This is a genomic window from Modestobacter sp. URMC 112 (genome assembly GCF_053502575.1).
Map to the genome: position 1 here is coordinate 923,122 of NZ_CP199957.1, position 21,816 is coordinate 944,937.

Below are 21,816 nucleotides of genomic sequence, written 5' to 3' on the forward strand. Positions count from 1 at the left end.
GTTCTGTCGGTGACCCCACCTAACGTCCGCGGCATGCGGCTGCTGCACACGTCGGACTGGCACCTCGGCCGGTCCCTGCACGGCACCGACCTGCTCGCCGAGCAGGAGGCGGTGCTGGGCGGCCTGGCCGACGTGGTGGCCGCCGAGTCCGTCGACGTCGTGCTGGTCGCCGGGGACGTGTACGACCGGGCGGTGCCCTCGGCCGACGCGACCGGCGTGCTGGACCGGGTGCTCACCCGGCTGCGGTCCGCCGGCGCCCACGTCGTGCTCACCCCGGGCAACCACGACTCGGCCCGCCGGCTCGGTTTCGCCTCCGGGCTGCTGGCGGTCAGCGGGGTGCACGTCCGCGCCTCGACGCCCGCGCTGGACGAGCCGGTGCTGCTCGCCGACGAGCACGGTGACGTCGCGGTCTACGGCCTGCCGTACCTGGAGCCCGACATCGCCCGGCACGAGCTCGGGCTGACCGAGGGCCGCAGCCACGAGGCCGTGCTCGGCGCGGCCATGGACCGGGTGCGCGCCGACCTCTTCCTCCGGCCGCGCACCCGCTCGGTGGTGCTGGCCCACGCCTTCGTCGGCGGAGGGCTGCCCAGCGACAGCGAGCGGGACATCTGCGTCGGCGGGGTCGACCTGGTGCCGGCCGCGGTGTTCGACGGGGTCGACTACGTCGCGCTCGGCCACCTGCACCGGCCGCAGACGCTCAGCCCCCGGGTCCGCTACAGCGGCTCGCCGCTGGCCTACTCCTTCGGCGAGGCCGGCCACGAGAAGCAGGCCTGGCTGGTCGACCTGGACGCCGACGGGCTGGCCGGGGTGCACGCCGTCCCGCTGCCGGCCTCCCGGCGGCTCAGCGTGCTGACCGGTGAGCTGGCCACCCTGCTCGTCGACCCGGCGTACGCCGGCGTCGAGGACCACTTCGTGTCCGTGCGGCTGACCGACCCGGTCCGGCCCGGAGACCCGATGCGCACGCTGCAGGCCCGCTTCCCGCACTGCGTCCACCTGGAGTGGACCGGCGGGGCCGCCGGGTCCGACGGTCGCAGCTACACCGAGCGGCTGGCCGGCCGCAGCGACCTGCAGGTCGCCGGGGAGTTCGTCCAGCACGTCCGCGGCCAGGAGGCCAGCGAGGCCGAGCGCGAGCTGCTGGGCCGGGCCCTGCTCACCGCCGGCCGCGAGGAGGCCGCCCGGTGAGGGTGCACCGGCTGGAGGTCACCGCGTTCGGGCCGTTCGCCGAGACGGTGACCGTCGACTTCGACGAGGTGGGCCGGGACGGGCTCTTCCTGCTGTGGGGCCCGACCGGGGCGGGGAAGACGACCCTGCTGGACGCCGTGGTCTTCGCGCTCTACGGCACCGTGCCCGGCGCCCGCGGCGAGGAGCGCCGGCTGCGCAGCGACCACGCCGGCTCGGGCGTGCGCACCGAGGTGCGGTGCGAGCTGACCCTGGGCGGCGAGCGGCTGCTGGTCGTCCGGCGACCCGAGCAGCAGCGGCCCAAGCTGCGCGGCACCGGCTGGACGACCGAGCAGGCCAAGCTCACCGTCCAGCGGGAGACCGCCGGCGGCTGGGAACCGGTCAGCACCCGCATCGACGAGGGCTCCGAGCACCTGCGCACCCGGCTGGGGCTGTCCGCCGAGCAGTTCTGCCAGGTGGTCCTGCTGCCCCAGGGCGACTTCGCCCGGTTCCTGCGCGCGGAGCCGGAGGACCGGGCCCGGTTGCTGCGCACCCTGTTCGACGTCGGCCGGTTCGCCCGCGCCGAGGAGTGGCTGGCCGGCGAGCGTCAGGCCGCGCGCGCCGAGCTGGAGGCGGTCCGTGTCCGGATGAGCACGCTGATCGCCCGGGTCGCCCAGGTCGCCGACGTCGAGGTCCCCGAGGACCTCGCCCCGGAGCTCGTCGGCGCCGCCGCCGGGAGCCGGGTGGGCCCGTGGGTGGCCCGCGTCCGGTCGCTGGCCGGCGAGCGGCGGGCGGCGGCCTGCGCCGCCGCGGAGCGGGCGGCCGAGCGGGTGGCCGAGCAGGACCGTGCGCTGGCCGCGGCCCGCGCGCTGGCCGACCGGCACCTGCGGCGCGAGCGCGCCCGGCGGGAGCTGGAACGGCTCACCGCGGCGGAGACCGAACTGGCCGACGTCCGGGCGCTGCTGGACGCCGGCCGGCGGGCCGAGCCGCTGCGCGACGCCCTGGAGACGGCCGGCCGGAACGCGCTCGCAGCCGAGGCGGCCGCCGGCGCACTGCGTGGGGCCGAACGGGACTGGGCCGAGGTCGCCGCCGGGCGGGAGGCCACCACGGTCGTCGCCCGGGAGCTGCGCGACGCGGCGGCCGCGGCCCGGTCACTGTTGCCCGACGTCGACCGCGCCGACGACCTGCGCCGCCGGAGTGACCGGCTGGCGCGCACGGTCGCCGAGCTGGGGACGCGGGTGCGGGAGGAGGAGGACGAGCTGGCCGGCTGGCCCGTGCGGCTCGCCGCCCAGGACGCGGTGGTCGCGGCGGCGCAGGAGGCCACGGTCCGGCTGCCCGCGCTGGCCGCCGTCGCCGCCGGTCTCCGGTCGGCCCTCGAGGCCGCCGAGGCCGCGGCGGTCCTCGTCGACCGGGTCACGGCCGGCCGGGAGGCCGAGCAGGACGCCCGGGACGCCTGGCTCGACGCCCGGGAGGAACTGGCCCGGCTGCGGGCCGCCCGGCTCGACGGGATGGCGGCCGAGCTCGCGACGCAGCTGCGCGACGGCGCCGACTGCCCGGTCTGCGGAGCGACCGAGCACCCGCGTCCGGCCACCGCCGACGGGCCGGTCGTCACCGCCGCGGACGAGGACGCCGCCCGCGAGGTCGTCGAGCTCGCCGAGGCGCGGGTCACCACCGCGCGCGCCGCCCGCGAGGAGCTGCAGCAGGCCCTGGCCGGCCACCGGGCGCGCGCCGGCGAGGTCCCGCCTGCCGAGCTGCGGGAGCAGCTCCGGACCGCCCGGGCCGAGGAGACGGCCGCGGCCGAGCTCGCCGGCGGGCTCGCGGAGGCGCGCGCGCACCAGGCGGAGCTCGCCACTCGGCGCGACCGCACCCAGGGTCAGCTCGCCGAGGACCGGGAACGGCTGGAGGGTGCCCGCGCCGAGGCGGCCGCGACCACCGCGGCCCGGGCCGAGGTCCAGGCCCGCCTCGACGCGGCGTGCGGCGGAGACCCGGACCTGGACACCCGGATCTCCCGCCTGGTGGTCGAGGCCGAGCGCTGCGAGACGCTGGTGGACGCCTCCGGTGCCGAGCTCCGCGCCCGCGTGGCCGCGGACGAGTCCCGCCGGGCCGCCGAGCAGCGGGCGGCCGAAGGCGGATTCGACGACGTGCTCGACGCCGCCGCCGCCCTGCTCGACCGGAGCCGCCTCGCCGCGCTCGCCCGGCAGGTGGAGGAGCACGACCACCAGCTGGTCGCGGTGAGCGCCACCCTGGCCGAACCGGAGCTCGCCGACCTGGGGCCGCGCCCGGACCTGGACGCCGTCCAGGGAGGCTGCCGGGAGGCGACCGCCGCCCGGGAGGCCGCCGTCACCCAGGCCGAGCAGGCCGAGCGGTGCGCGGAGGCGCTGGAGACGCTGGCCGGTGAGGTCACCGCTGTCGACCTCGAGCTGGACGACCGCCGGGCCTGGTCCGAGCAGGTCGCCGCGCTGGCCGACCTGGTCAACGGCCGGGGCTCCAACCAGCTGAGGATGCGGCTCCAGTCCTTCGTGCTGGCCGCGCGGCTGGAGGAGGTCGCGGGGGTGGCGAGCCGTCGGCTGCGGCACATGTCCGGCGGTCGGTACACGTTCGTGCACAGCGACGCCCAGGGTCGGCACGGCGCCCGCGGCGGGCTCGGCCTGGACGTGCTGGACGAGTACACCGGGGTCCGCCGACCCACCAAGACGCTGTCCGGCGGGGAGAGCTTCATGGCCTCGCTGGCCCTCGCGCTGGGGCTGGCCGACGTCGTCACCGCGGAGAGCGGTGGCGTCCGGCTGGACACCCTGTTCGTCGACGAGGGCTTCGGGACGCTGGACCCGCAGGCGCTGGACGCCGTGATGACCGTCCTCGACGAGCTCCGCCGCGGCGGTCGCACCGTCGGGCTGATCAGCCACGTCGAGGAGCTGCGCACCCGCATCGGCAGCCGGATCGAGGTGCTCGCCGGGCGGCACGGCTCACGGCTCGCCGCCTGACCGATCGGCCGTCCGTCCGCCGGCCGGGGAAACCGACCGGCCCGCCTGACGTCGGTCAGCCGTCGGTGAGGTGCCGCCGGGCGGTCCGGCGCCCGTCGCTCAGGGCTGCTCGGGTGCCCGCGACCGGGCTCCGGCGGCCACCGGGTCCCGCCCGTCGCCGGCGGCGTCACCGGGACGGACCGCGCGGTGCCCGGCGGTGGCCGGTCCGAGCCCCGCGTGTCCGCGGGGGCCGTGCCCGGACCCGGACAGCGACCGGGAGCGGTGGTGCACCGCACCGGCCGGCACCGAGGCGCCGGGAGAGGGGTCGGCCACCTCGGAGGACGCGGCGGCAGGGACCGCGGCGGCGGGGGTCGCGGCGGCGGGGGTCGCGGCGGCGGGGGTCGCGGCGGCAGGGGTCGCGGCGTCGGAGGCGGCGGGCGCCGTCACCGAGGCGCCGGGCGCGGCGGAGGGGACAGCGGCGGCGGGGGCGGCCCCGGACAGCGCGCTGACGGACACGGCGGTCACGGACGGCGCGGCCGCCGACCCGGACGGGCGGACGGCGTGGTGCCGCCCGGTGGACGTCACCTCGTCCCGGTCGAGGGTCCGACGGATCGCCGTCAGCGTCGCCCGCCGCAGCCGCGGCCCGAAGGGGCGCTCGACGGCGTAGTGGACGGCCGTGGCGGCCAGCAGCGTGCTCGCCGTCGCGACGCCGAGGACCGCCCACGGGCCCAGCACGTCGCCGTAGAGGTGGAACAGGTACCAGCCCAGGTTCTCGTGCAGCAGGTAGACCGGGTAGGTCAGCGCGCCGGCGAAGACCATCCACCGGGCGTGCCAGCGGTTGACCCGGGTCAGGGTCACCAGCGCCACCAGCCCGAAGCAGGCCAGCGTGGCCGCGCCGATCACGATGTTCGAGGGCACCCAGGGCGTCTCGATGGTGAGGATCTGCGGGTAGACGGCCATCGTGAAGTTGACCGCGATGAGGACCTGGAACCCGACCAGCAGCCAGGTGCCGAGGTCGTGGCCGTCGCGGTACAGCAGGTACAGCAGCATCCCGCCGGCGAAGAAGGGTGCGTAGTCCGGCATCAGCAGGGTGACCAGGAACCCGTTCCCGGAGGCGGAGGCCATCGCGCCCACCACCGGCCACAGGGCGCAGAACGCCAGCACCCGGCGCCGGTTGATGCCGACCAGCATGAACACCGCGATGAGCAGGTAGAACCGGGCCTCGTACCAGAGCGTCCAGTAGGGGCCGTCGACGTCGGCGACCCCGAACGCCGACTGGATCATCGTCAGGTTCAACGCCGCACCGGCCTTGGTGACCGTGTGCCCGAAGAACACCGGGTTCTCCGGCCACAGGAAGAGGACCAGGCCCGCACTCAGCACGACGGCCAGCCAGTAGGCGGGGAACAGCCGTCCGATCCGCGAGGCGACGAAGGACGGCACGTCCTTGCCCCACGCCGACATCAGCAGCACGAAGCCGCTGATCACGAAGAACAGCGGCACCCCGAGCCGGCCGTAGGAGGTCCAGCGGCCCAGCTCGGCCAGCTCCACCGGCGGCGCGCCGCCCCAGCCCGGGTTCACCCGGGCCGTGTAGTGGAAGGCCACGACGGCGAAGGCGGCGATGAAGCGGAGCGCGTCGAGCATCCCCAACCGGGGCGGGGCGACCTTCGGGAGCGTGGGTGCAGGCACGGGTCGGCATCCTCCTGAACGCGTCGACCCGCAATGGCCGGCGCAGGGACGCGCTCGCTGCCTGACGGGCTCACCGCCCCCCGGGGTCGACTCGACGGTACCCAGCGGTCCAGGACTCGCCAACGATCGCGATCACACCCGACACACGAGGCACCGGGTGGCCCACCGCCCCCTCCGGCGGGGCCTGCGCAGGCGGTTCAGCTGCCCCGGACGGCGCCGTCCACCGCGGCGCGGGGAACCGGCGGGGACCCCGGCTGCGAGGCGGCCACCGGGGCTGTCCGCGGGGCGTTGAACACCCAGCGCCGGTACAGCAGGTAGCGGATCACCGTGCCGATCGCGATCGAGACGAGGTTGGCCAGCTGCAGCACCAGGGCGCTCTCCTGCCCCAGGGGGTAGCGGACGAACGCCACGATGCCCAGCCCCACCAGCAGCGCCAGCCCGTTCACCAGGCAGAAGAACAGGTACTCCCGCCGGACGCCGTCCCGGTTGCGGTGCGCGAACGACCAGTAGCGGTGTCCCAGGTAGGCGACCGTCATCGACGCCAGGGTGGCCAGCAGCTTGGCGGTGACCGCGCCGGTGCCCAGGTGCGCGTAGCAGAGCTGGAACAGGCTCACGTCGATCACGAAGGCCACGCCGCCGACCACGCCGAAGGCGCCCAGTTCCCTGACCAGCTGCCCCACGCTGCCGCCCAGACGCCGGCGGAGGGCCTCGAGGAACGGCATGCCCACGACTGTAGGGAGCCTCCGCCACCCGGGCGCGCAGGGGCGGCCCGCTAACCTGTCGGTGCCATGGCCGACCCCCTCGACGCGCGCACCGGGATGCCGGTCGTCGCGATGGTCGGCGGAGGGCAGCTCGCCCGGATGACGCACCAGGCCGCCGTCGCCCTGGGCCAGTCGCTGCGGGTGCTGTCCGCCGGCCCGGACGAGTCCGCGGCCCTCGTCGCCGCCGACGTCCGGCTGGGCGACCACCGGGAGCTCGCCGACCTTCAGCGGCTCGCCGAGGGCGCGACCGTGGTCACCTTCGACCACGAGCACGTGCCCACCGGGCACCTGCAGGCGCTGGTCGACGCCGGGCACCGGGTCGCCCCCGGGCCGGAGGCGCTGGTGCACGCCCAGGACAAGCTCGTCCTGCGCCGCGCCCTGGCCGCCGCCGGGGAGCCGCAACCGGCCTGGGCGCAGGCGGACACCGCCGCCGACGTCGCGGCGTTCGCAGCCGGGAACGGCTGGCCGGTGGTGCTGAAGACCCCCCGCGGCGGCTACGACGGCAAGGGTGTCTTCGTGGTGGACGACGAGGCTCAGGCCGCCGCCCTGATCGAGCGGCACGGCACCCTGCTGGCCGAGGAGCGGGTGGACATGGTCCGCGAGCTCGCCGCCCAGGTCGCCCGCTCCCCGTTCGGCCAGGTCGCCGTGTGGCCGGTGGTCGAGACCGTTCAGCGGGACGGCGTCTGCAACGAGGTGCTCGCCCCCGCGCCCGGCCTGGACGAGGAGCTGGCCACCACGGCCCAGGAGCTCGCCGTCCGGATCGCCGACCGGCTGGGCGTGGTGGGCATGCTGGCCGTCGAGCTCTTCCAGACCGCCGGCGGCATCGTGGTCAACGAGCTGGCCATGCGCCCGCACAACTCCGGCCACTGGACGATCGAGGGCTCCCGGACCAGCCAGTTCGAGCAGCACCTGCGCGCCGTCCTGGACTACCCGCTGGGCTCCACGGAGATGACCGCGCCGGTCGCGGTGATGGCCAACGTGCTCGGCGGTGCGGCGGCCGAGCCGGACTGGGCCGGGCCGGCCCTGGACGAGCGGGTGCACCACTTCATGGCGCACTGGCCCGACGTCAAGCTGCACTGGTACGGCAAGGGTCAGCGGCGCGGCCGCAAGCTCGGCCACGTGACCGCACTCGGTGCCGACCTGACCGAGGTGCGTGCCCGCGCCGTGGCTGCCGCCCGCTACCTGGCCGACGGGGTCGTCGACGAGGCGTTCGCGTTCGGCGACGAGGCCTCGGGCGAGGAGCACGGAGGAGCCCGGCATGACTGACCCGGTCGTCGGCATCGTGATGGGCAGCGACTCGGACTGGCCGATGATGGAGCCCGCCGCCGAGGCGCTGGCCGAGTTCGACGTCCCGTACGAGGTGCACGTCGTCTCCGCCCACCGCACCCCCCGCCGGATGCTCGACTACGCCGAGACCGCCGCCGACCGCGGTCTGCGGGTGGTGATCGCCGGCGCCGGGGGAGCGGCCCACCTCCCCGGCATGGTCGCCGCGGCCACGCCGCTGCCGGTCATCGGCGTCCCCCGGCCGCTGGACCGGCTCGACGGCCTGGACAGCCTGCTGTCCATCGTGCAGATGCCCGCCGGCGTGCCGGTCGCGACCGTCTCCATCGGTGGGGGCCGCAACGCCGGGCTCCTCGCCGTCCGGGTCCTGGCCGCCGGGGACGACCGGCTGCGCGCCGCGGTCGTCCGGTTCCAGGCCGAGCTGGCCGACGGCGTCCTGGCGCGGGACGCGCAGCTGCAGGAGCGCCTCGCCGGGGACTGACCCGCGGGGAGGAGGTCGTTGAGCCGGGCGCGCTGCGGCCCTACGCTCTACTCGTGGGTAACAACGTTGGCTGCTACGCGCTGACCGAGGAGCACGAGGCGATCCGGGAGGCCGTCCGGGACATCGCCGAGCGCGAGATCGGCCCGTACGCCGCCGAGGTCGACGCCGACGCCCGGTTCCCGGAGGAGGCGCGCAAGGCGCTGACCACCGCCGGGTTCCACGCCACCCACCTCCCCGAGGCGTACGGCGGCGAGGGCGCCGACGCCATCGCGACCTGCATCGTGATCGAGGAGGTCGCCCGGGTCGACGCGACCGCGTCGCTGATCCCGGCGGTCAACAAGCTCGGCTCGACGCCGATCGTGCTGTCGGCGTCCGAGGAGCTGAAGCAGCGTGTGCTGCCCTCGATCGCCTCGGGCCAGTCGATGATCAGCTACGGCCTCTCCGAGCGGGAGGCCGGCTCGGACGCCGCCGCCATGCGCACCCGGGCCCGCCGCGACGGGGACACCTGGGTGCTCAACGGCACCAAGGCGTGGATCACCAACGCCGGGATCTCCGACTGGTACACCGTCATGGCCGTCACCGACCCGGAGCGCGGCGCCAGGGGCATCTCCGCCTTCGTGGTGCACCGTGACGACCCGGGCTTCGCCGTCGGCCCCAAGGAACGCAAGATGGGCATCAAGGGCTCGCCCACCTGCGAGCTGTACTTCACCGACTGCACCATCCCCGCGGACCGGATCATCGGGGAGCCCGGCACCGGTTTCACCACCGCGCTGCGCACCCTGGACCACACCCGGCCGACGATCGGCGCGCAGGCCGTGGGCATCGCCCAGGGCGCGCTGGACGCGGCGGTGGCCTACACCAAGGAGCGCCGCCAGTTCGGGTCCAGGGTCGCGGACTTCCAGGGCGTGCAGTTCATGCTGGCCGACATGCACATGCGGATCGACGCCGCCCGGCAGCTGGTGTACGTCGCCGCGGCCGCCGGCGAGGCCGGCCGCCCCGACGTCACCCGGGTCTCCGCCTCGGCCAAGGCCTTCGCCTCCGACGTCGCCATGCAGGTGACCACGGACGCCGTGCAGCTGTTCGGCGGGGCCGGCTACACCCAGGACTTCCCGGTGGAGCGGATGATGCGCGACGCCAAGATCACCCAGATCTACGAGGGCACCAACCAGGTCCAGCGCATGGTGATCGCACGGAGTCTCCTGAAGTAGGACGTCGACCGGCGTTCCTGCAGGTCACGCCATGATGGGCTGCTGTGGGGACGCCGGTGCCGGTCGCTCGGACGACCACATGCCGGGGTGATCCCGGCACCCGACGGAACCGCCCGGCGCCGCCGGTGCGACGCCTGTGTGACGCATTCCGGCGGTCTGAGCCCCCGGGAGGCTCAGCTGTGTCACGGCCCCGGCCTCGGTCAGGACGTCACCGACGCGGCCGCTGCGTGGGCTGGTCGGCGCACGCTGGTCGACCTCGACGACGCGCGGAGCGACGTCGAACTCAGCCGCTCGCCGGGCGTCCCGGTGCTCCAGCGGGTCACCTCGAACGGGGTGCCCTTGTCGAGTCGGTGGCAGAGCAGCCCCAGTCGGAGGTCGAGCCGTGACCCGGCGATGGTGATGCGGCCGACCTCCTGACGTACGTCCCGGCCGGGTACGAGCCTGCCTCCTCGGTCGTCGTGGGGATGGTGCTCGGTCCAGCCGGCGGCCGTACCGACCAGCACCCGTCGGCTGAAGTGCGGAGCCAGCCACAGATGCGTCACGCCGGCGGGTAGCGGTGGCGGATCAAACGGCAGTCCGCCCCCGAAGCCCAGGGCATCGCTGATCTTGCCCGGCGGCAGGGGGAACTGCGGTCACCACACACCTGCTTGCGAAAGGTACCCCCCGGGGGTATATCTTGTACTGCATACCGCTAGGGGGTATCAGCCCCGCCTGAGAGGAGAACGCCCGTGAGCACCACCGACTACGCCGTTCACGGCATGACCTGCGGGCACTGCGCCGGCGCGGTGACCGAGGAGGTCTCGAAGATCCCCGGTGTCACCGGCGTGCAGGTCGATGTGACCGCCGGCCGGGTGACCGTCGAGACCGACCAGCCGGTGTCCGGCGACGCCGTTGCCGCGGCGGTCGACGAGGCCGGCTACGAGGTCGTGCCCGCCTGATCGGAGTCCGGAGCGGAGCGCCGGCTCTCCGCCGGACCCGGCGCTCCGTCCCACCCCGCCGGCGACACCGCACCCACCGCACCAGCTGACTGTCCGAGGAGGACGACGTGGCCGGCTACACCCAAGCGAAGGACGAGCACCTCGAGCGGCTGCGCCGCATCGAGGGCCAGATCCGCGGGCTGCAGCGCATGGTCGAGGACGACCAGTACTGCATCGACATCCTCACCCAGGTGTCCGCGGCGACCCGCGCCCTGCAGTCGTTCTCCCTCGGCCTGCTCGACGAGCACCGGGCCGGCTGCGTGGTCGACGCCGCGCAGAAGGGCGGACCGGAGGCCGAGGCGAAGGTCCGCGAGGCCTCCGAGGCGATCGCCCGCCTCGTCCGCTCCTGACGCAGGAAGGCCTGTCATGAACACCCCCACCCGCCTCGGCGCCTACGCGCTCGGATTGGTCGCCGTCTTCGGTGCGGCTGCCGGCATCGGCTCGCTGACCGGACCCATCGGCGGACCGGCGCAGGACGCCGCCGCCCACACCCAGACGCACACCCAGACGCAGATGGAGTCCCCGATGAACACCAGCGCATCGCAGGCACGCGCCGACCACCTGCCCGGCGGCCTGCAGATCTCCCAGGACGGCTACACCCTCGACGTCCCCGGCTCCCTGCCGGCCGGGGAAGCCACGCCCGTGTCCTTCCGGATCCTCGGCCCCGACGGGCGCCCGGTCACCGCCTACGACACCGCGCACGACGAGGACCTGCACCTGATCGCCGTGCGCCGGGACCTGACCGGCTACCAGCATGTGCACCCCGAGCTGGCGCTCGACGGCACCTGGTCGATCCCGCTGGATCTGACGGCCGGCACCTGGCGGCTGTTCGCCGACTTCGACCCCGCCGGCGACGCCCCTGCGCTCGTCCTGGGCGCCGACGTCGCCGTCGCCGGCGACTACGCCCCGCAGCCGCTGCCCGAGCCGTCCACCACGTCCGAGGTCGACGGGTACGACGTCACCCTCGACGGTGAGCTGGTCCCGGGGCAGGAGTCCGAGCTGACCCTGTCGGTCAGCCGGGACGGGGAGCCGGTCACCGATCTCCAGCCCTACCTCGCCGCCTACGGGCACCTGGTGGCGCTGCGCGACGGCGACCTCGCCTACCTGCACGTTCACCCCGCCGGCGAGCCCGGTGACGGCGTGACCGCTGCCGGCCCGGACATCACCTTCTACGCGACCGCGCCGTCGGCTGGTGACTACCGCCTGTTCCTGGACTTCCAGCACGGCGACGTCGTGCGCACCGCCGAGTTCACCGTCCGTGCCGGCGATCCCGGCACCACGCCGACCGGCACCGGGTCCCCGGCCGTCGGCGATGCGGACGGGCACGGCGACGACGGCCACGCGCACCCCTGACGCAGATCCCCTCCGCACCACGAGCACGCTCCGAGGAAGAAGACGATGAGCTCAGCGACACCGACCACCACCCCGCTGCCTGCCGGCGCCCCCGGTTCCAGTAGCCAGGTCGAGCTGACGATCGGCGGGATGACCTGCGCCTCCTGCGCGGCGCGCATCGAGAAGAAGCTCAACCGCCTCGACGGCGTCACCGCCACGGTCAACTACGCCACCGAGAAGGCGAAGGTCAGCTTCACCGGCGACGTCACGCCCGCCGATCTCATCGCGACGGTGGAGAAGACCGGGTACACCGCGGCGCTGCCCGAGCCGCCGAAAGCCGCGCCGGACGGCGAGCAGTCGGGGACCTCGGGAGTCGACGACCACGTTGCCGGCCTGCGGCAGCGGCTGCTCGTCTCCGCGCTGTTGACCGTTCCGGTGGTGGCGATGGCGATGGTCCCCGCGCTGCAGTTCACCTACTGGCAGTGGGCGTCGCTCACGCTGGCTGCGCCGGTGGTGGTGTGGGGTGCGTGGCCGTTCCACAAGGCGGCCTGGACCAACCTGCGCCACGGCGCCTCGACGATGGACACGCTCATCTCGATGGGCACCATCTCGGCGCTGGCCTGGTCGCTGTACGCCCTGTTCGTCGGCACCGCCGGGGAGCCGGGCATGACGCACCCGTTCGGGCTGACCGTCGCCCGCACCGACGGCGCGGCGAACATCTACCTCGAGGCCGCCGCCGGGGTCACCACGTTCATCCTCGCCGGGCGCTACTTCGAGGCCCGCTCCAAGCGCCGCGCCGGCGCCGCCCTGCGCGCCCTGCTCGAGCTGGGGGCGAAGGAGGTCTCGGTCCTGCGCGGCGGCCGCGAGCAGCGCATCGGCATCGGCCAGCTGACGGTCGGTGACGTGTTCGTCGTCCGCCCCGGCGAGAAGGTCGCCACCGACGGCCTGGTCACCGAGGGCTCCTCGGCCGTGGACGCCTCCATGCTCACCGGCGAGTCCGTGCCGGTCGAGGTCGGCCCCGGCGACACGGTCGTCGGCGCCACCGTCAACGCCGGCGGCCGGCTGGTCGTCCGCGCCACCCGCATCGGCGCCGACACCCAGCTGGCGCAGATGGCCCGGCTGGTCGAGGACGCCCAGAACGGCAAGGCCCAGGTGCAGCGCCTCGCCGACCGCATCTCCGGCGTGTTCGTCCCGATCGTCATCGCCCTCGCCGTCGGCACCCTCGGCTTCTGGCTCGGGACCGGCGGCGGAGCCGGCGCGGCGTTCACCGCCGCCGTTGCCGTCCTGATCATCGCCTGCCCGTGCGCGCTCGGGCTGGCCACACCGACCGCGCTCATGGTCGGCACCGGCCGCGGCGCCCAGCTGGGCATCCTGATCAAGGGTCCCGAGGTGCTGGAGAGCACCCGCCGGGTCGACACCGTCGTCCTCGACAAGACCGGCACCGTCACCACCGGCCGGATGACCCTGCTCGACGTCGTCCCCGCCGCCGGCGAGAACCGGGCGCAGGCGCTGCGGCTGGCCGGCGCCGTGGAGAACGCCTCCGAGCACCCCGTCGCCCGGGCGATCGCCACCGCCGCCACCGAGGCCATCGGCGACCTGCCGCCGGTCGAGGGGTTCAGCAACGTCGAGGGCCTCGGCGTCCAGGGCGTCGTCGACGGGCACGCCGTGACCGTCGGCCGCACCCGCCTCCTCGAGGACTGGTCGCTCCGGCTGACACCGGAGCTGGAGCAGGCGAAGGCCGCGGCCGAGACCGAGGGCAAGACCGCGGTCGCGGTCGGCTGGGACGGCGCCGCGCGCGCCGTCCTCGTGGTCGCCGACGCGGTCAAGGACACCTCCGCCGAGGCGATCGGCCGGCTGCGCGACCTGGGCCTGACCCCGGTCCTGCTGACCGGCGACAACGCCACCGTGGCCCGCTCCGTCGCGGCCCAGGTGGGCATCGACGAGGTCATCGCCGAGGTGCTGCCCGCCGGCAAGGTCGACGTCGTCCGCCGGCTGCAGAGCGAGGGCAAGGTCGTGGCGATGGTCGGCGACGGCGTCAACGACGCTGCCGCGCTGGCTCAGGCCGACCTGGGCTTGGCGATGGGCACCGGCACCGACGTCGCGATCGAGGCCAGCGACCTCACCCTGGTCCGCGGCGACCTGCGGGCCGCCGCCGATGCCATCCGGCTGTCCCGCAGGACGCTGGGCACGATCAAGGGCAATCTGTTCTGGGCCTTCGCCTACAACGTCGCGGCCCTGCCGCTGGCCGCTGCCGGCCTGCTCAACCCGATGCTCGCCGGCGCGGCGATGGCGTTCTCCTCGGTGTTCGTCGTCGCCAACAGCCTGCGGCTGCGCCGCTTCCGCAGCGCCCGCCGCCCGGCAACTGCCGCGGCGCACTGACACCGCGCCGCCACACCCGCCTCCGCACGACACCGCACGACACCGCACGGCAGGCCGGCCCACGTGCCGGGCCGCCGCCTCCCTGACTCGCGGGAGTTCCCGCATGTCCACGGCACCCCGCACCCAGCGTGGTCACCCGTGCGGTGGCCTGCGGGCCGCGCTACGCCGCCCGGGGCGCGTACATGATGACCGCGACGCCGACCAGGCAGAGGACCACCCCGGTGACGTCGTAGCGGTCGGGCCGGAAGCCGTCGGCGACCATGCCCCACAGGAGCGAGCCGACGACGAACACGCCACCGTAGGCGGCCAGGATGCGGCCGAAGTCCGCGTCGGGCTGCAGTGTCGCGACGAACCCGTACGCACCCAGCGCCAGCACCCCCAGGCCGGTCCACAGCCAGCCGCGGTGCTCCCGCACGCCTTGCCAGACCAGCCACGCGCCGCCGATCTCCGCGACCGCCGCGAGCACGAACAACAGGACGGACCGCGCGACTGTCATGCCCCCGAGCGTGCCAGCCCGCGCCCTCGTCGCCGCGGGTGACGATGTCGGTCGCACCGGACCCCCGTCCCGGCGGCTGGCCGGACGCGTGCGGGCCGACGGCGACACGGCACGCCGCCGGTCCTCAGCCGACGGGCAGTCCGGCCAGGCCGGCGGCGAGACCGAGGACGGCGCAGACGCCGAGGGTGCGCAGCACCGACCACTTCACGCGGAACAGCAGCCAGGCGGCCACCAGCGCGATGCCCAGCGGCACCACCCGCAGCGTCGTCGGGTCGGGCAGCTCCAGCGACAGCGGGCCGCCGTCGACGGCCACCGTCTCGGAGAACAGCGTGTGGACGGCGAAGTAGACGCCCAGGTTGGCGATCACCCCGACGACCGCGGCGGTGATCCCGCGCAGCGCCGCGGACAGCGACGGGTTGCCGCGCAGCCGTTCCATGTACGGGGCGCCGAGCAGCACGAACAGGAAGCTGGGCACGAAGGTCACCCAGGTGACCAGCAGCGAGGCCAGCACGGCGGCCACCCACGGGTCGACCGCACCGGGGTTGCGGTAGGCGCCCAGGAAGGCGACGAACTGCACCACCATGATCAGCGGTCCGGGCGTCGTCTCGGCCAGCGCCAGCCCGCGCACCATCTCGCGCGGGGCCAGCCAGCCGTACACCTCCACCGCCTGCTGGGCGACGTAGGCGAGCACGGCGTAGGCGCCGCCGAAGGTCACCACCGCGGCACCGGAGAAGAACAGCCCCTGCTGGGTGAAGACGCTGTCCGCGCCGGTCAGCAGGGCCACCGCCGCGACGGGCAGCCCCCAGACGAGCAGCCCGACCAGCAGCACCCGCACGGTGCGGCGGGCGGAGGGGGCCTCGTGGTGCAGCACGTCGTCGGAGACGACCGGCGGTGGTCCGGCGTCCGGGCCCTCGGCCGCGCCCTTCCGCGGCAGGGCGGCCGGGCGCCGGCGGGCGAGCGCCCACCCGGCGAGGCCGGCGAGCGCGACGACGACGGGGAACGGCACCCCGAACAGGGCGAGCGCGACGAACGACGCCAGCGCGAGCGCGACCAGGGCGCGGCTGTCCAGCGCCTTCTTCGCCACCCGGACGACCGCCTGGACGACGATGGCCAGCACCGCCGCGGCGAGACCGGTGAACACCGCGGTGACCAGGGTCGTGGTGCCGAAGGCGACGTAGACCGCCGAGAGCGCCAGCAGGGCGACGACGCCCGGCAGGACGAACAGCCCGCCGGCGACCAGGCCGCCGCGGGTGCCGTGGAGCAGCCACCCCACGTAGGTGGCCAGCTGCTGCGCCTCGGGCCCAGGCAGCAGCGTGCAGTAGTTCAGCGCGTGCAGGAAGCGGCGCTGGCCGATCCAGCGCTTCTCGTCGACCAGGGTGCGCTGCATGACCGCGATCTGCCCGGCCGGGCCGCCGAAGGTCTGCAGGCTGATCGCGAACCAGGCCCGCACCGCCGTGCGGAAGGGGACGACGGTCTGCTCCGGCGGACCCGCCGGTGCGGTGTCCCGCGGTCGGGAGGCCTCGCGGCTCATGGACGTCCTCGTCGGTCGGGGGAGGTGCAGGGCAGTGGCCGACCACCGCGGGCGGGCCGAGTTCGAGCAGGACCACGGCCGGGCCGACCGTGGAGCCGGCAGCGATCATGCCGGGGTCCAGGCCGACGGCAGCGGTCGGACCCGTACAGACCGTCGAGCACGGGGCTGGAGTTGGCAAGAGCGCGCTCCTCCCCGCCGGTCCGCCCGGAGGCCGGCGGCAACGACACGTCGCACCCTGGGCGCACGACCGTGGTCGCGGCCGCTACGGTAATCCGCATGAAGTCGGTCGGGATCGTGCAGATGGCGCTCGTCGAGCGCCGGCACGTCGACCTGCTGCGGTGCGCGAGCGCGCTCTGTCGGGCCTGAGGACCCCGCCACCCCGCTCGCCACCCACCCCAGGAGCACCCCCGATGACCCTGCTCGCTGCTGCCCCCTCCTCGCCCGTCGACGTCGACGGCGGTGTCCTCGACGTCCAGCGGCTGGAGCCCACGATCGGCGCCCGCGTCCGCGGCGTCGACCTCCACCGCGCCACCGACGAGCAGGTCCGGGCCATCCGGACCGCGCTCGCCGAGCACAAGGTCCTGTTCTTCGCCGGCCAGCACGACCTGGACCCCGACAGCCAGATCGCGCTGGGCCGCCGGCTGGGCGAGGTCACCGAGTCCCACCCCGTCGTCCCCGGCGTCGACGACCAGCACCCGGAGATCTACGCACTCGACAGCGCCACCGGCGGCTTCGCCGACGTGTGGCACACCGACGTCACCTTCGTGCGCCGGCCCCCGCTGGGCTCGGTGCTGCGGGCCGTCGTCCTCCCGCCGACGGGCGGGGACACCCAGTGGGCGGACCTCGAGCTGGCCTACCGGTCGCTCAGCGAGCCGGTGCGGCGGCTGGCCGACCAGCTGGTCGCGGTCCACGACGGCACCCGGGAGTTCGGCTACTACCTCGCCCAGCGCGAGGAGCGCACGAGGTGGGAGGGCGAGGAGTTCCGTGCCCTCGTCCCGATCGAGCACCCGGTCGTGCGGGTGCACCCGGAGACCGGTCGCAGGGGCCTGTTCGTGAACCCCGGCTTCGTGTCACACATCAAGGACGTGTCGGACGCCGAGAGCCGGTACCTGCTCGACCTCTTCTACGCGCACATCACCAAGCCCGAGCACATCGTGCGGCACCGCTGGTCGGTGGGCGACGTCGTCATGTGGGACAACCGCTCCACGGTGCACTACGCCAACCGCGACTACGGTGACCAGCGTCGCGTGATGCACCGCATCACCCTGCGCGGGGACCAGCCCGTCGGGCCCGCCACCGCCTGAGCGCGGCGTCCCACCCCGGTCCACCACCCGCCGGAGCATGCCCAGGTCCGAGGAGACCTGTGCTGCACCGTCACCGGGCTCTGCCGGCGTCCCGTCGGCCCCTGGCGCCCACTCCCACGAGAGAAGACCCCGAATGCACCGCACGACACCCAGCCCCCGCGCGTCCGCGGTGGCCCTGACCGCCGTCCTCACCGCCGCGATCGCCGGCTGCACCAGCCAGGAGGCGGGTTCCGGGGCCGGCGACGGGAGCGGCATCACCGTCCAGGCCGCGCAGTTCAGCTGGACCGCGGCCGGGCTGACCAACGGCATCCTCGGCGAGGTCGCCGCCGACCACCCCGACCTCGGCGTCGCGTCCCTGGAGACGACGCAGCTGGACCCGGCTGCCGCCTGGACCGGCGCGCAGCGCGGGGACATCGACCTGCTGACGGAGGTGGCGCTGCCCAACCAGCAGGAGCTCGCCGACCAGGCCGCCGACCGCGTGGAGATCGTGTCGGAGACCTACGGCGACGCCGCCCAGGGCTGGTTCGTGCCGGCCTACGCGGTGGAGCCCGGCGGACCGCTGGAGGGGCTGACCAGCGTCACCCAGCTCAACGAGTACGCCGGCGAGCTCGGGGGGAAGTTCTACGACGCCGACCCGGGCTACATCACCACCGAGCAGAACGCCAAGCGCCTCGAGGGCTACGGCATCGAGCTGGAGCAGGTGGTGTCCAGCGAGGCCGCCGAGCTCGCGCAGCTGGAGAACAGCTACAGCCGCGAGGAGCCGATCGTGCTGTACCTGTACCACCCGCACGCGGTCTTCGCGCAGTACGACATGGTGCAGCTCGAGGAGCCCACGCCCTACACGGAGGGCTGCCTGACCACCGGGGACGGCGCCTGCGCGATGCCCTCCTACAGCGCCAACATCGCGGCCAGCCACGAGCTGGCCGAGCAGGCGCCGGCGTTCGTCGACCTGCTGACCGACCTGCGCATCTCCGTCGAGGAGATGGAGGACATGCAGAAGCGGGTGGACGTCGACGGCGAGGACCTCAGCGCGGTCGCGCGGGAGTGGGTCGACGCCCACGCGGACCAGATCGACGAGTGGATCGGCTGACGTGGCGCCGCCGGTGCTGCGCGTCTCGGGTCTGACCAAGGTCTTCGGGGCGCGGGAGCAGGAGGCGCTGCGACTGGCCGGGGAGGGTGTCCGGCGCGACGAGCTCCTCCGCCGGACCGGGGCGACGCTGGCGGTCCACGACGTCAGCTTCGCCGTCGAGCGCGGTGAGCTGTTCGTCGTCATGGGGCTGTCGGGCTCCGGCAAGTCCACGCTGGTCCGGTTGCTCAACCGGCTCATCGAGCCCACCGCCGGCACCGTCGAGGTCGACGGCCGGGACCTGGGGGCGCTCGACGACGCCCAGCTGCGCAGCGTGCGCAACGAGAAGATCAGCATGGTCTTCCAGCACTTCGCGCTGCTGCCGCACCGCACCGTGCGGGAGAACGCCGCCTACGCCCTCAAGGTCCGCGGGGTGAGCGCGGCCGCGCAGCGCGAGCGGGCGGACTGGGCGCTGGAGACGGTGGGGCTGCTCGAGCGGGCCGACGCCCGGCCCGACGAGCTGTCCGGCGGCATGCGGCAGCGCGTGGGCCTGGCCCGCGCGCTCGCCGCGGACTCCGAGGTGCTGCTCATGGACGAGCCGTTCTCCGCGCTCGACCCGCTGATCCGCCGCGACATGCAGGACCTGCTGGAGCGGCTCCAGTCGGAGCTGTCGAAGACGATCGTCTTCATCACGCACGACCTCAACGAGGCCATGCGGCTCGGCGACCGGATCCTCATGCTCAAGGACGGCCGGACGGTGCAGCTCGGCACCGGGCCGGAGATCATCGCGGCGCCCGCGGACGACTACGTCGCCGACTTCACCTCCGACGTCGACCGGACCCGGGTGCTCACCGCGGGCGACCTGCTGCGGGAGCCGCGGCTGACGGTCCGGCTCGGGGACGCGCCCAGCGACGTGCTCAAGGCCCTGGGCGCGGCCGAGGCGAATGGCGTCTACGTGCTCGACGGCGGCCGGCGCGTCGCCGGTGTCGCCCGCGACGACCTGCTGGCCCGTGCGGTGCAGGAGGGACGCACGGCGCTCGGTCCACGGGAACTGGTCCCCGACTACGCCACGATCGCGGCCGACCGGCCCGTCGTGGACTTCGTGCACCTGGTCGGGCGGCACAGCGTCCCGCTCGGTGTCGTGGACGGCGACGGGCGGCTGCTCGGTGTCGTCCCTCGGGCCGCGGTGCTCGACGCGCTGTCCGCCGGCCCGGTCCGGGGGAGGCGGTCGTGATCCCGCACGTCCCGCTCGGCCGCTGGGTCGCCGACTCCATCGACTGGCTGCTGGACACCGTGCCGTGGCTGTTCGACGCGATCTCCGCGGTCATGCAGTTCCTCGTCGATGGGCTGACCGACGCGCTGGTGTCACCACCGCCGGTGGTCTGGATCGTGGTCGCGGCGGTGCTGGCCCTCCTGCTGCGCGGCCCGTGGCTGGCGCTCTACACGGTGCTGGCGTTCCTGCTGGTGGTGTCGCTGGAGCTGTGGGTCGAGACGATGCAGACCCTCGCGCTGGTGCTGGTGGCCGCGGTCGTCGCCGCGGCGATCGGGGTCCCGCTCGGGATCCTGGCGGCGCGGCACCGGGCGGTCAGCGTCGCGGTCCGGCCGGTCCTGGACTTCATGCAGACCACGCCGGTCTTCGTCTACCTGATCCCCGCCGTCTTCTTCTTCGGCGTCGGCGTCGTCCCCGGGGTGGTGGCGACCATCCTGTTCGCCATCCCGCCCGGGGTGCGGCTGACCGAGCTCGGGATCCGGCAGGTCGACCGGGAGGTGGTCGAGGCCGCTCGCGCCTTCGGCGCCCGGCCGGGGCAGGTGCTGCGCGAGGTGCAGCTGCCGCTGGCGCTGCCGTCCATCATGGCCGGCGTCAACCAGGTGATCATGCTGGCGCTGTCGATGGTGGTCACGGCGGGACTGCTCGGCGCGGCCGGTCTCGGGGCCGTGGTGGTGCGGGCGGTGACCCAGCTCGACGTGGCCTCCGGCGTCGAGGGTGGCCTGGCGGTCGTCCTGCTCGCGATCTTCCTCGACCGGCTCACGGCCGCCTTCGGCCACCCGACGGCCCTGTCGCGGGTGCTCCGGTCGCGGCCGCGGCGCACGCCGCCGGGCCCCGACCCGGGACCCCCGGCCGCGCGGTCCGGGGAGCCGGCCCCGGCCGGCGGGCGGGCGCCCCGCTGACGGGGCCCGGCCTTCAGGTGCCGGGGGTCGTCGGCAGTCCGGCGGCCGTCCAGGCGGAGAAGCCCCCGACCACGTCGGTCGCCCGGGACAGTCCGAGGGAGCGCAGCGCGTCGGCGGCCAGGCTGGAGGTGTAACCCTCCGAGCAGAGCACGATCACGTCCAGGTCGTAGCCGGTGGCCTCGGGCAGCCGGGCGTCACTGGCCGGGTCGAACCGCCATTCCAGGACGTTCCGCTCGACGACCAGGGCGCCGGGGACGCCGCCCTCGCGGGCGCGCTGCGCGGCCGGCCGGATGTCCACCAGCACGCCACCGGCGGCCATCCGGGCCGCGGCCTCGCGGGGGGTGACCCGGGTGAGCCGGGACCGGGCGTCGGCGAGCAGCTCGTCGACCGAGCGCGCGCCCGGCGGCCGGTCCGGCGCGGCGGGCGCGCTCACCAGTCCACCCCGGCCTGCTCGGTGCCCGTGCGCTCCAGCCGGTCGCCGGCGACGCGGTAGGTGTTCATCTCGGTCAGCCGGGGCGCGTACACGTGCACGCTGACCGCCGGCCGGTCCGCGGTGTTGGTCACCTGGTGCACGTAGTGGGACCCGAAGGCGCGGACCCGGCCGGCGGTCAGGTCGGCGGTGCCCTCCCGGACCGCCCGTCCCGGGCGGTCCGCGGCCACGACGCGCTCGGTGAGGGTGCCGCGCACGACGGCGAAGGCGCCGCCGGACCGGCCGTGGTCGTGCAGCGGGGTGCCCTGGGTCGGGAGCCAGGACAGCAGCCACACCTGGGCCCCCGCCAGGTCGGCGTGCAGTGCCGGGGCCACCAGCGCGGCCGCCTCGTCCCCGGGGAGCAGATGGGTCCACCGGGAGTCCGGCCGGTGGCGCACGAGGTGCAGCCAGTCCCCGGATGACGCGGCGAGGGCAGCCGCGAGGGCGGCGGGGCCGGTCCGGCGGGTGGTGGGGTCGTCGTCGGGACGGCCGGGTCCGGCTGCCGCCGACGGAGGAGCGGTGGACAGGACGGGCACAGAGGTCATCGGTCTCTTCTTC

The 21,816-nt window shown here is 74.9% G+C and carries 20 protein-coding genes; 14 read left to right on the forward strand and 6 right to left on the reverse strand.

The genetic code is table 11. The annotated features are described in order from the left end of the window. Window positions 1-33 precede the first annotated feature (33 nt). Window positions 34-1,182 (forward strand): exonuclease SbcCD subunit D, encoded by a 1,149-nt coding sequence (locus ACWIX6_RS04480; RefSeq protein ID WP_448615640.1) that lies wholly within the window; start codon window positions 34-36, stop codon window positions 1,180-1,182. Continuing rightward, window positions 1,179-4,139 carry an AAA family ATPase gene (locus tag ACWIX6_RS04485; RefSeq protein ID WP_448615641.1) on the forward strand — a complete coding sequence of 987 codons (2,961 nt, stop codon included), beginning with the start codon at window positions 1,179-1,181 and terminating at the stop codon, window positions 4,137-4,139. Before ACWIX6_RS04480 ends, ACWIX6_RS04485 begins: the two co-directional genes overlap by 4 nt. A gap of 99 nt (window positions 4,140-4,238) precedes the next feature. Here the strand turns inward: ACWIX6_RS04485 and ACWIX6_RS04490 are convergent, their stop codons facing one another. After that, complete coding sequence (locus ACWIX6_RS04490; protein WP_448615642.1) at window positions 4,239-5,804, reverse strand: acyltransferase family protein; 1,566 nt, start codon at window positions 5,802-5,804, stop codon at window positions 4,239-4,241. Window positions 5,805-6,001: 197 nt separating this feature from the next. Next, window positions 6,002-6,526 (reverse strand): GtrA family protein, encoded by a 525-nt coding sequence (locus ACWIX6_RS04495; RefSeq protein WP_448615643.1) that lies wholly within the window; start codon window positions 6,524-6,526, stop codon window positions 6,002-6,004. 66 nt (window positions 6,527-6,592) lie between these two features. Here ACWIX6_RS04495 and ACWIX6_RS04500 point away from each other — a divergent pair, with 66 nt between their 5' ends. The 7 genes from ACWIX6_RS04500 to ACWIX6_RS04530 all read left to right on the forward strand — a co-directional run bounded on the left by ACWIX6_RS04500 (window position 6,593) and on the right by ACWIX6_RS04530 (window position 14,223). After that, entirely contained in the window at window positions 6,593-7,831 is a 1,239-nt protein-coding gene (locus ACWIX6_RS04500) for a 5-(carboxyamino)imidazole ribonucleotide synthase (protein ID WP_448615644.1), read from the forward strand. Further along, window positions 7,824-8,327 carry a 5-(carboxyamino)imidazole ribonucleotide mutase gene (gene purE, locus ACWIX6_RS04505; protein WP_448615645.1) on the forward strand — a complete coding sequence of 168 codons (504 nt, stop codon included), beginning with the start codon at window positions 7,824-7,826 and terminating at the stop codon, window positions 8,325-8,327. Before ACWIX6_RS04500 ends, purE begins: the two co-directional genes overlap by 8 nt. A 53-nt stretch (window positions 8,328-8,380) precedes the next feature. Continuing rightward, a complete protein-coding gene (locus tag ACWIX6_RS04510) occupies window positions 8,381-9,535 on the forward strand; it encodes an acyl-CoA dehydrogenase family protein (protein WP_448615646.1) in 1,155 nt (384 codons plus the stop codon). Window positions 9,536-10,263: 728 nt separating this feature from the next. Next, the gene (locus tag ACWIX6_RS04515; RefSeq protein ID WP_448615647.1) at window positions 10,264-10,473 is read left to right on the forward strand and encodes a heavy-metal-associated domain-containing protein; all 210 of its coding nucleotides are present in this window, start codon (window positions 10,264-10,266) and stop codon (window positions 10,471-10,473) included. Between the two features lie 107 nt (window positions 10,474-10,580). Then, complete coding sequence (locus ACWIX6_RS04520) at window positions 10,581-10,862, forward strand: metal-sensitive transcriptional regulator (protein WP_448615648.1); 282 nt, start codon at window positions 10,581-10,583, stop codon at window positions 10,860-10,862. 16 nt (window positions 10,863-10,878) lie between these two features. Beyond that, the gene (locus ACWIX6_RS04525; RefSeq protein ID WP_448615649.1) at window positions 10,879-11,865 is read left to right on the forward strand and encodes a hypothetical protein; all 987 of its coding nucleotides are present in this window, start codon (window positions 10,879-10,881) and stop codon (window positions 11,863-11,865) included. A 45-nt stretch (window positions 11,866-11,910) separates the two neighbouring features. Next, window positions 11,911-14,223, forward strand: a complete 2,313-nt coding sequence (locus ACWIX6_RS04530; RefSeq protein WP_448615650.1) for a heavy metal translocating P-type ATPase — start codon at window positions 11,911-11,913, stop codon at window positions 14,221-14,223. A gap of 160 nt (window positions 14,224-14,383) precedes the next feature. Here ACWIX6_RS04530 and ACWIX6_RS04535 read toward each other — a convergent pair whose 3' ends face one another. Both ACWIX6_RS04535 and chrA read right to left on the reverse strand, forming a co-directional pair. Continuing rightward, entirely contained in the window at window positions 14,384-14,719 is a 336-nt protein-coding gene (locus ACWIX6_RS04535) for a YnfA family protein (RefSeq protein ID WP_448615651.1), read from the reverse strand. A gap of 124 nt (window positions 14,720-14,843) precedes the next feature. Further along, window positions 14,844-16,250: a chromate efflux transporter gene (chrA, locus tag ACWIX6_RS04540; RefSeq protein WP_448615652.1), complete on the reverse strand. Its 1,407-nt coding sequence runs from the start codon at window positions 16,248-16,250 to the stop codon at window positions 14,844-14,846. A 276-nt stretch (window positions 16,251-16,526) separates the two neighbouring features. Between chrA and ACWIX6_RS04545 the strand changes: the two genes are divergently transcribed. The 5 genes from ACWIX6_RS04545 (at window position 16,527) to ACWIX6_RS04565 (ending at window position 20,789) form a co-directional block, all read left to right on the forward strand. Continuing rightward, window positions 16,527-16,616 (forward strand): putative leader peptide, encoded by a 90-nt coding sequence (locus ACWIX6_RS04545; RefSeq protein WP_448615653.1) that lies wholly within the window; start codon window positions 16,527-16,529, stop codon window positions 16,614-16,616. 44 nt (window positions 16,617-16,660) lie between these two features. Beyond that, window positions 16,661-17,554, forward strand: coding sequence for a TauD/TfdA dioxygenase family protein (locus ACWIX6_RS04550; protein ID WP_448615654.1), 894 nt, complete (start codon window positions 16,661-16,663; stop codon window positions 17,552-17,554). A 133-nt stretch (window positions 17,555-17,687) separates the two neighbouring features. Then, a complete protein-coding gene (locus ACWIX6_RS04555; protein ID WP_448615655.1) occupies window positions 17,688-18,644 on the forward strand; it encodes a glycine betaine ABC transporter substrate-binding protein in 957 nt (318 codons plus the stop codon). A 1-nt stretch (window position 18,645) separates the two neighbouring features. Beyond that, a complete protein-coding gene (locus ACWIX6_RS04560) occupies window positions 18,646-19,854 on the forward strand; it encodes a quaternary amine ABC transporter ATP-binding protein (RefSeq protein ID WP_448615656.1) in 1,209 nt (402 codons plus the stop codon). Then, complete coding sequence (locus ACWIX6_RS04565; protein ID WP_448615657.1) at window positions 19,851-20,789, forward strand: ABC transporter permease; 939 nt, start codon at window positions 19,851-19,853, stop codon at window positions 20,787-20,789. Before ACWIX6_RS04560 ends, ACWIX6_RS04565 begins: the two co-directional genes overlap by 4 nt. Before the next feature lie 13 nt (window positions 20,790-20,802). Here the strand turns inward: ACWIX6_RS04565 and ACWIX6_RS04570 are convergent, their stop codons facing one another. Next, a complete protein-coding gene (locus tag ACWIX6_RS04570; RefSeq protein WP_448615658.1) occupies window positions 20,803-21,222 on the reverse strand; it encodes a rhodanese-like domain-containing protein in 420 nt (139 codons plus the stop codon). Beyond that, complete coding sequence (locus tag ACWIX6_RS04575; RefSeq protein ID WP_448615659.1) at window positions 21,219-21,803, reverse strand: cysteine dioxygenase; 585 nt, start codon at window positions 21,801-21,803, stop codon at window positions 21,219-21,221. The genes ACWIX6_RS04570 and ACWIX6_RS04575 overlap by 4 nt, the downstream gene beginning before the upstream one ends. Window positions 21,804-21,816 lie beyond the last annotated feature (13 nt).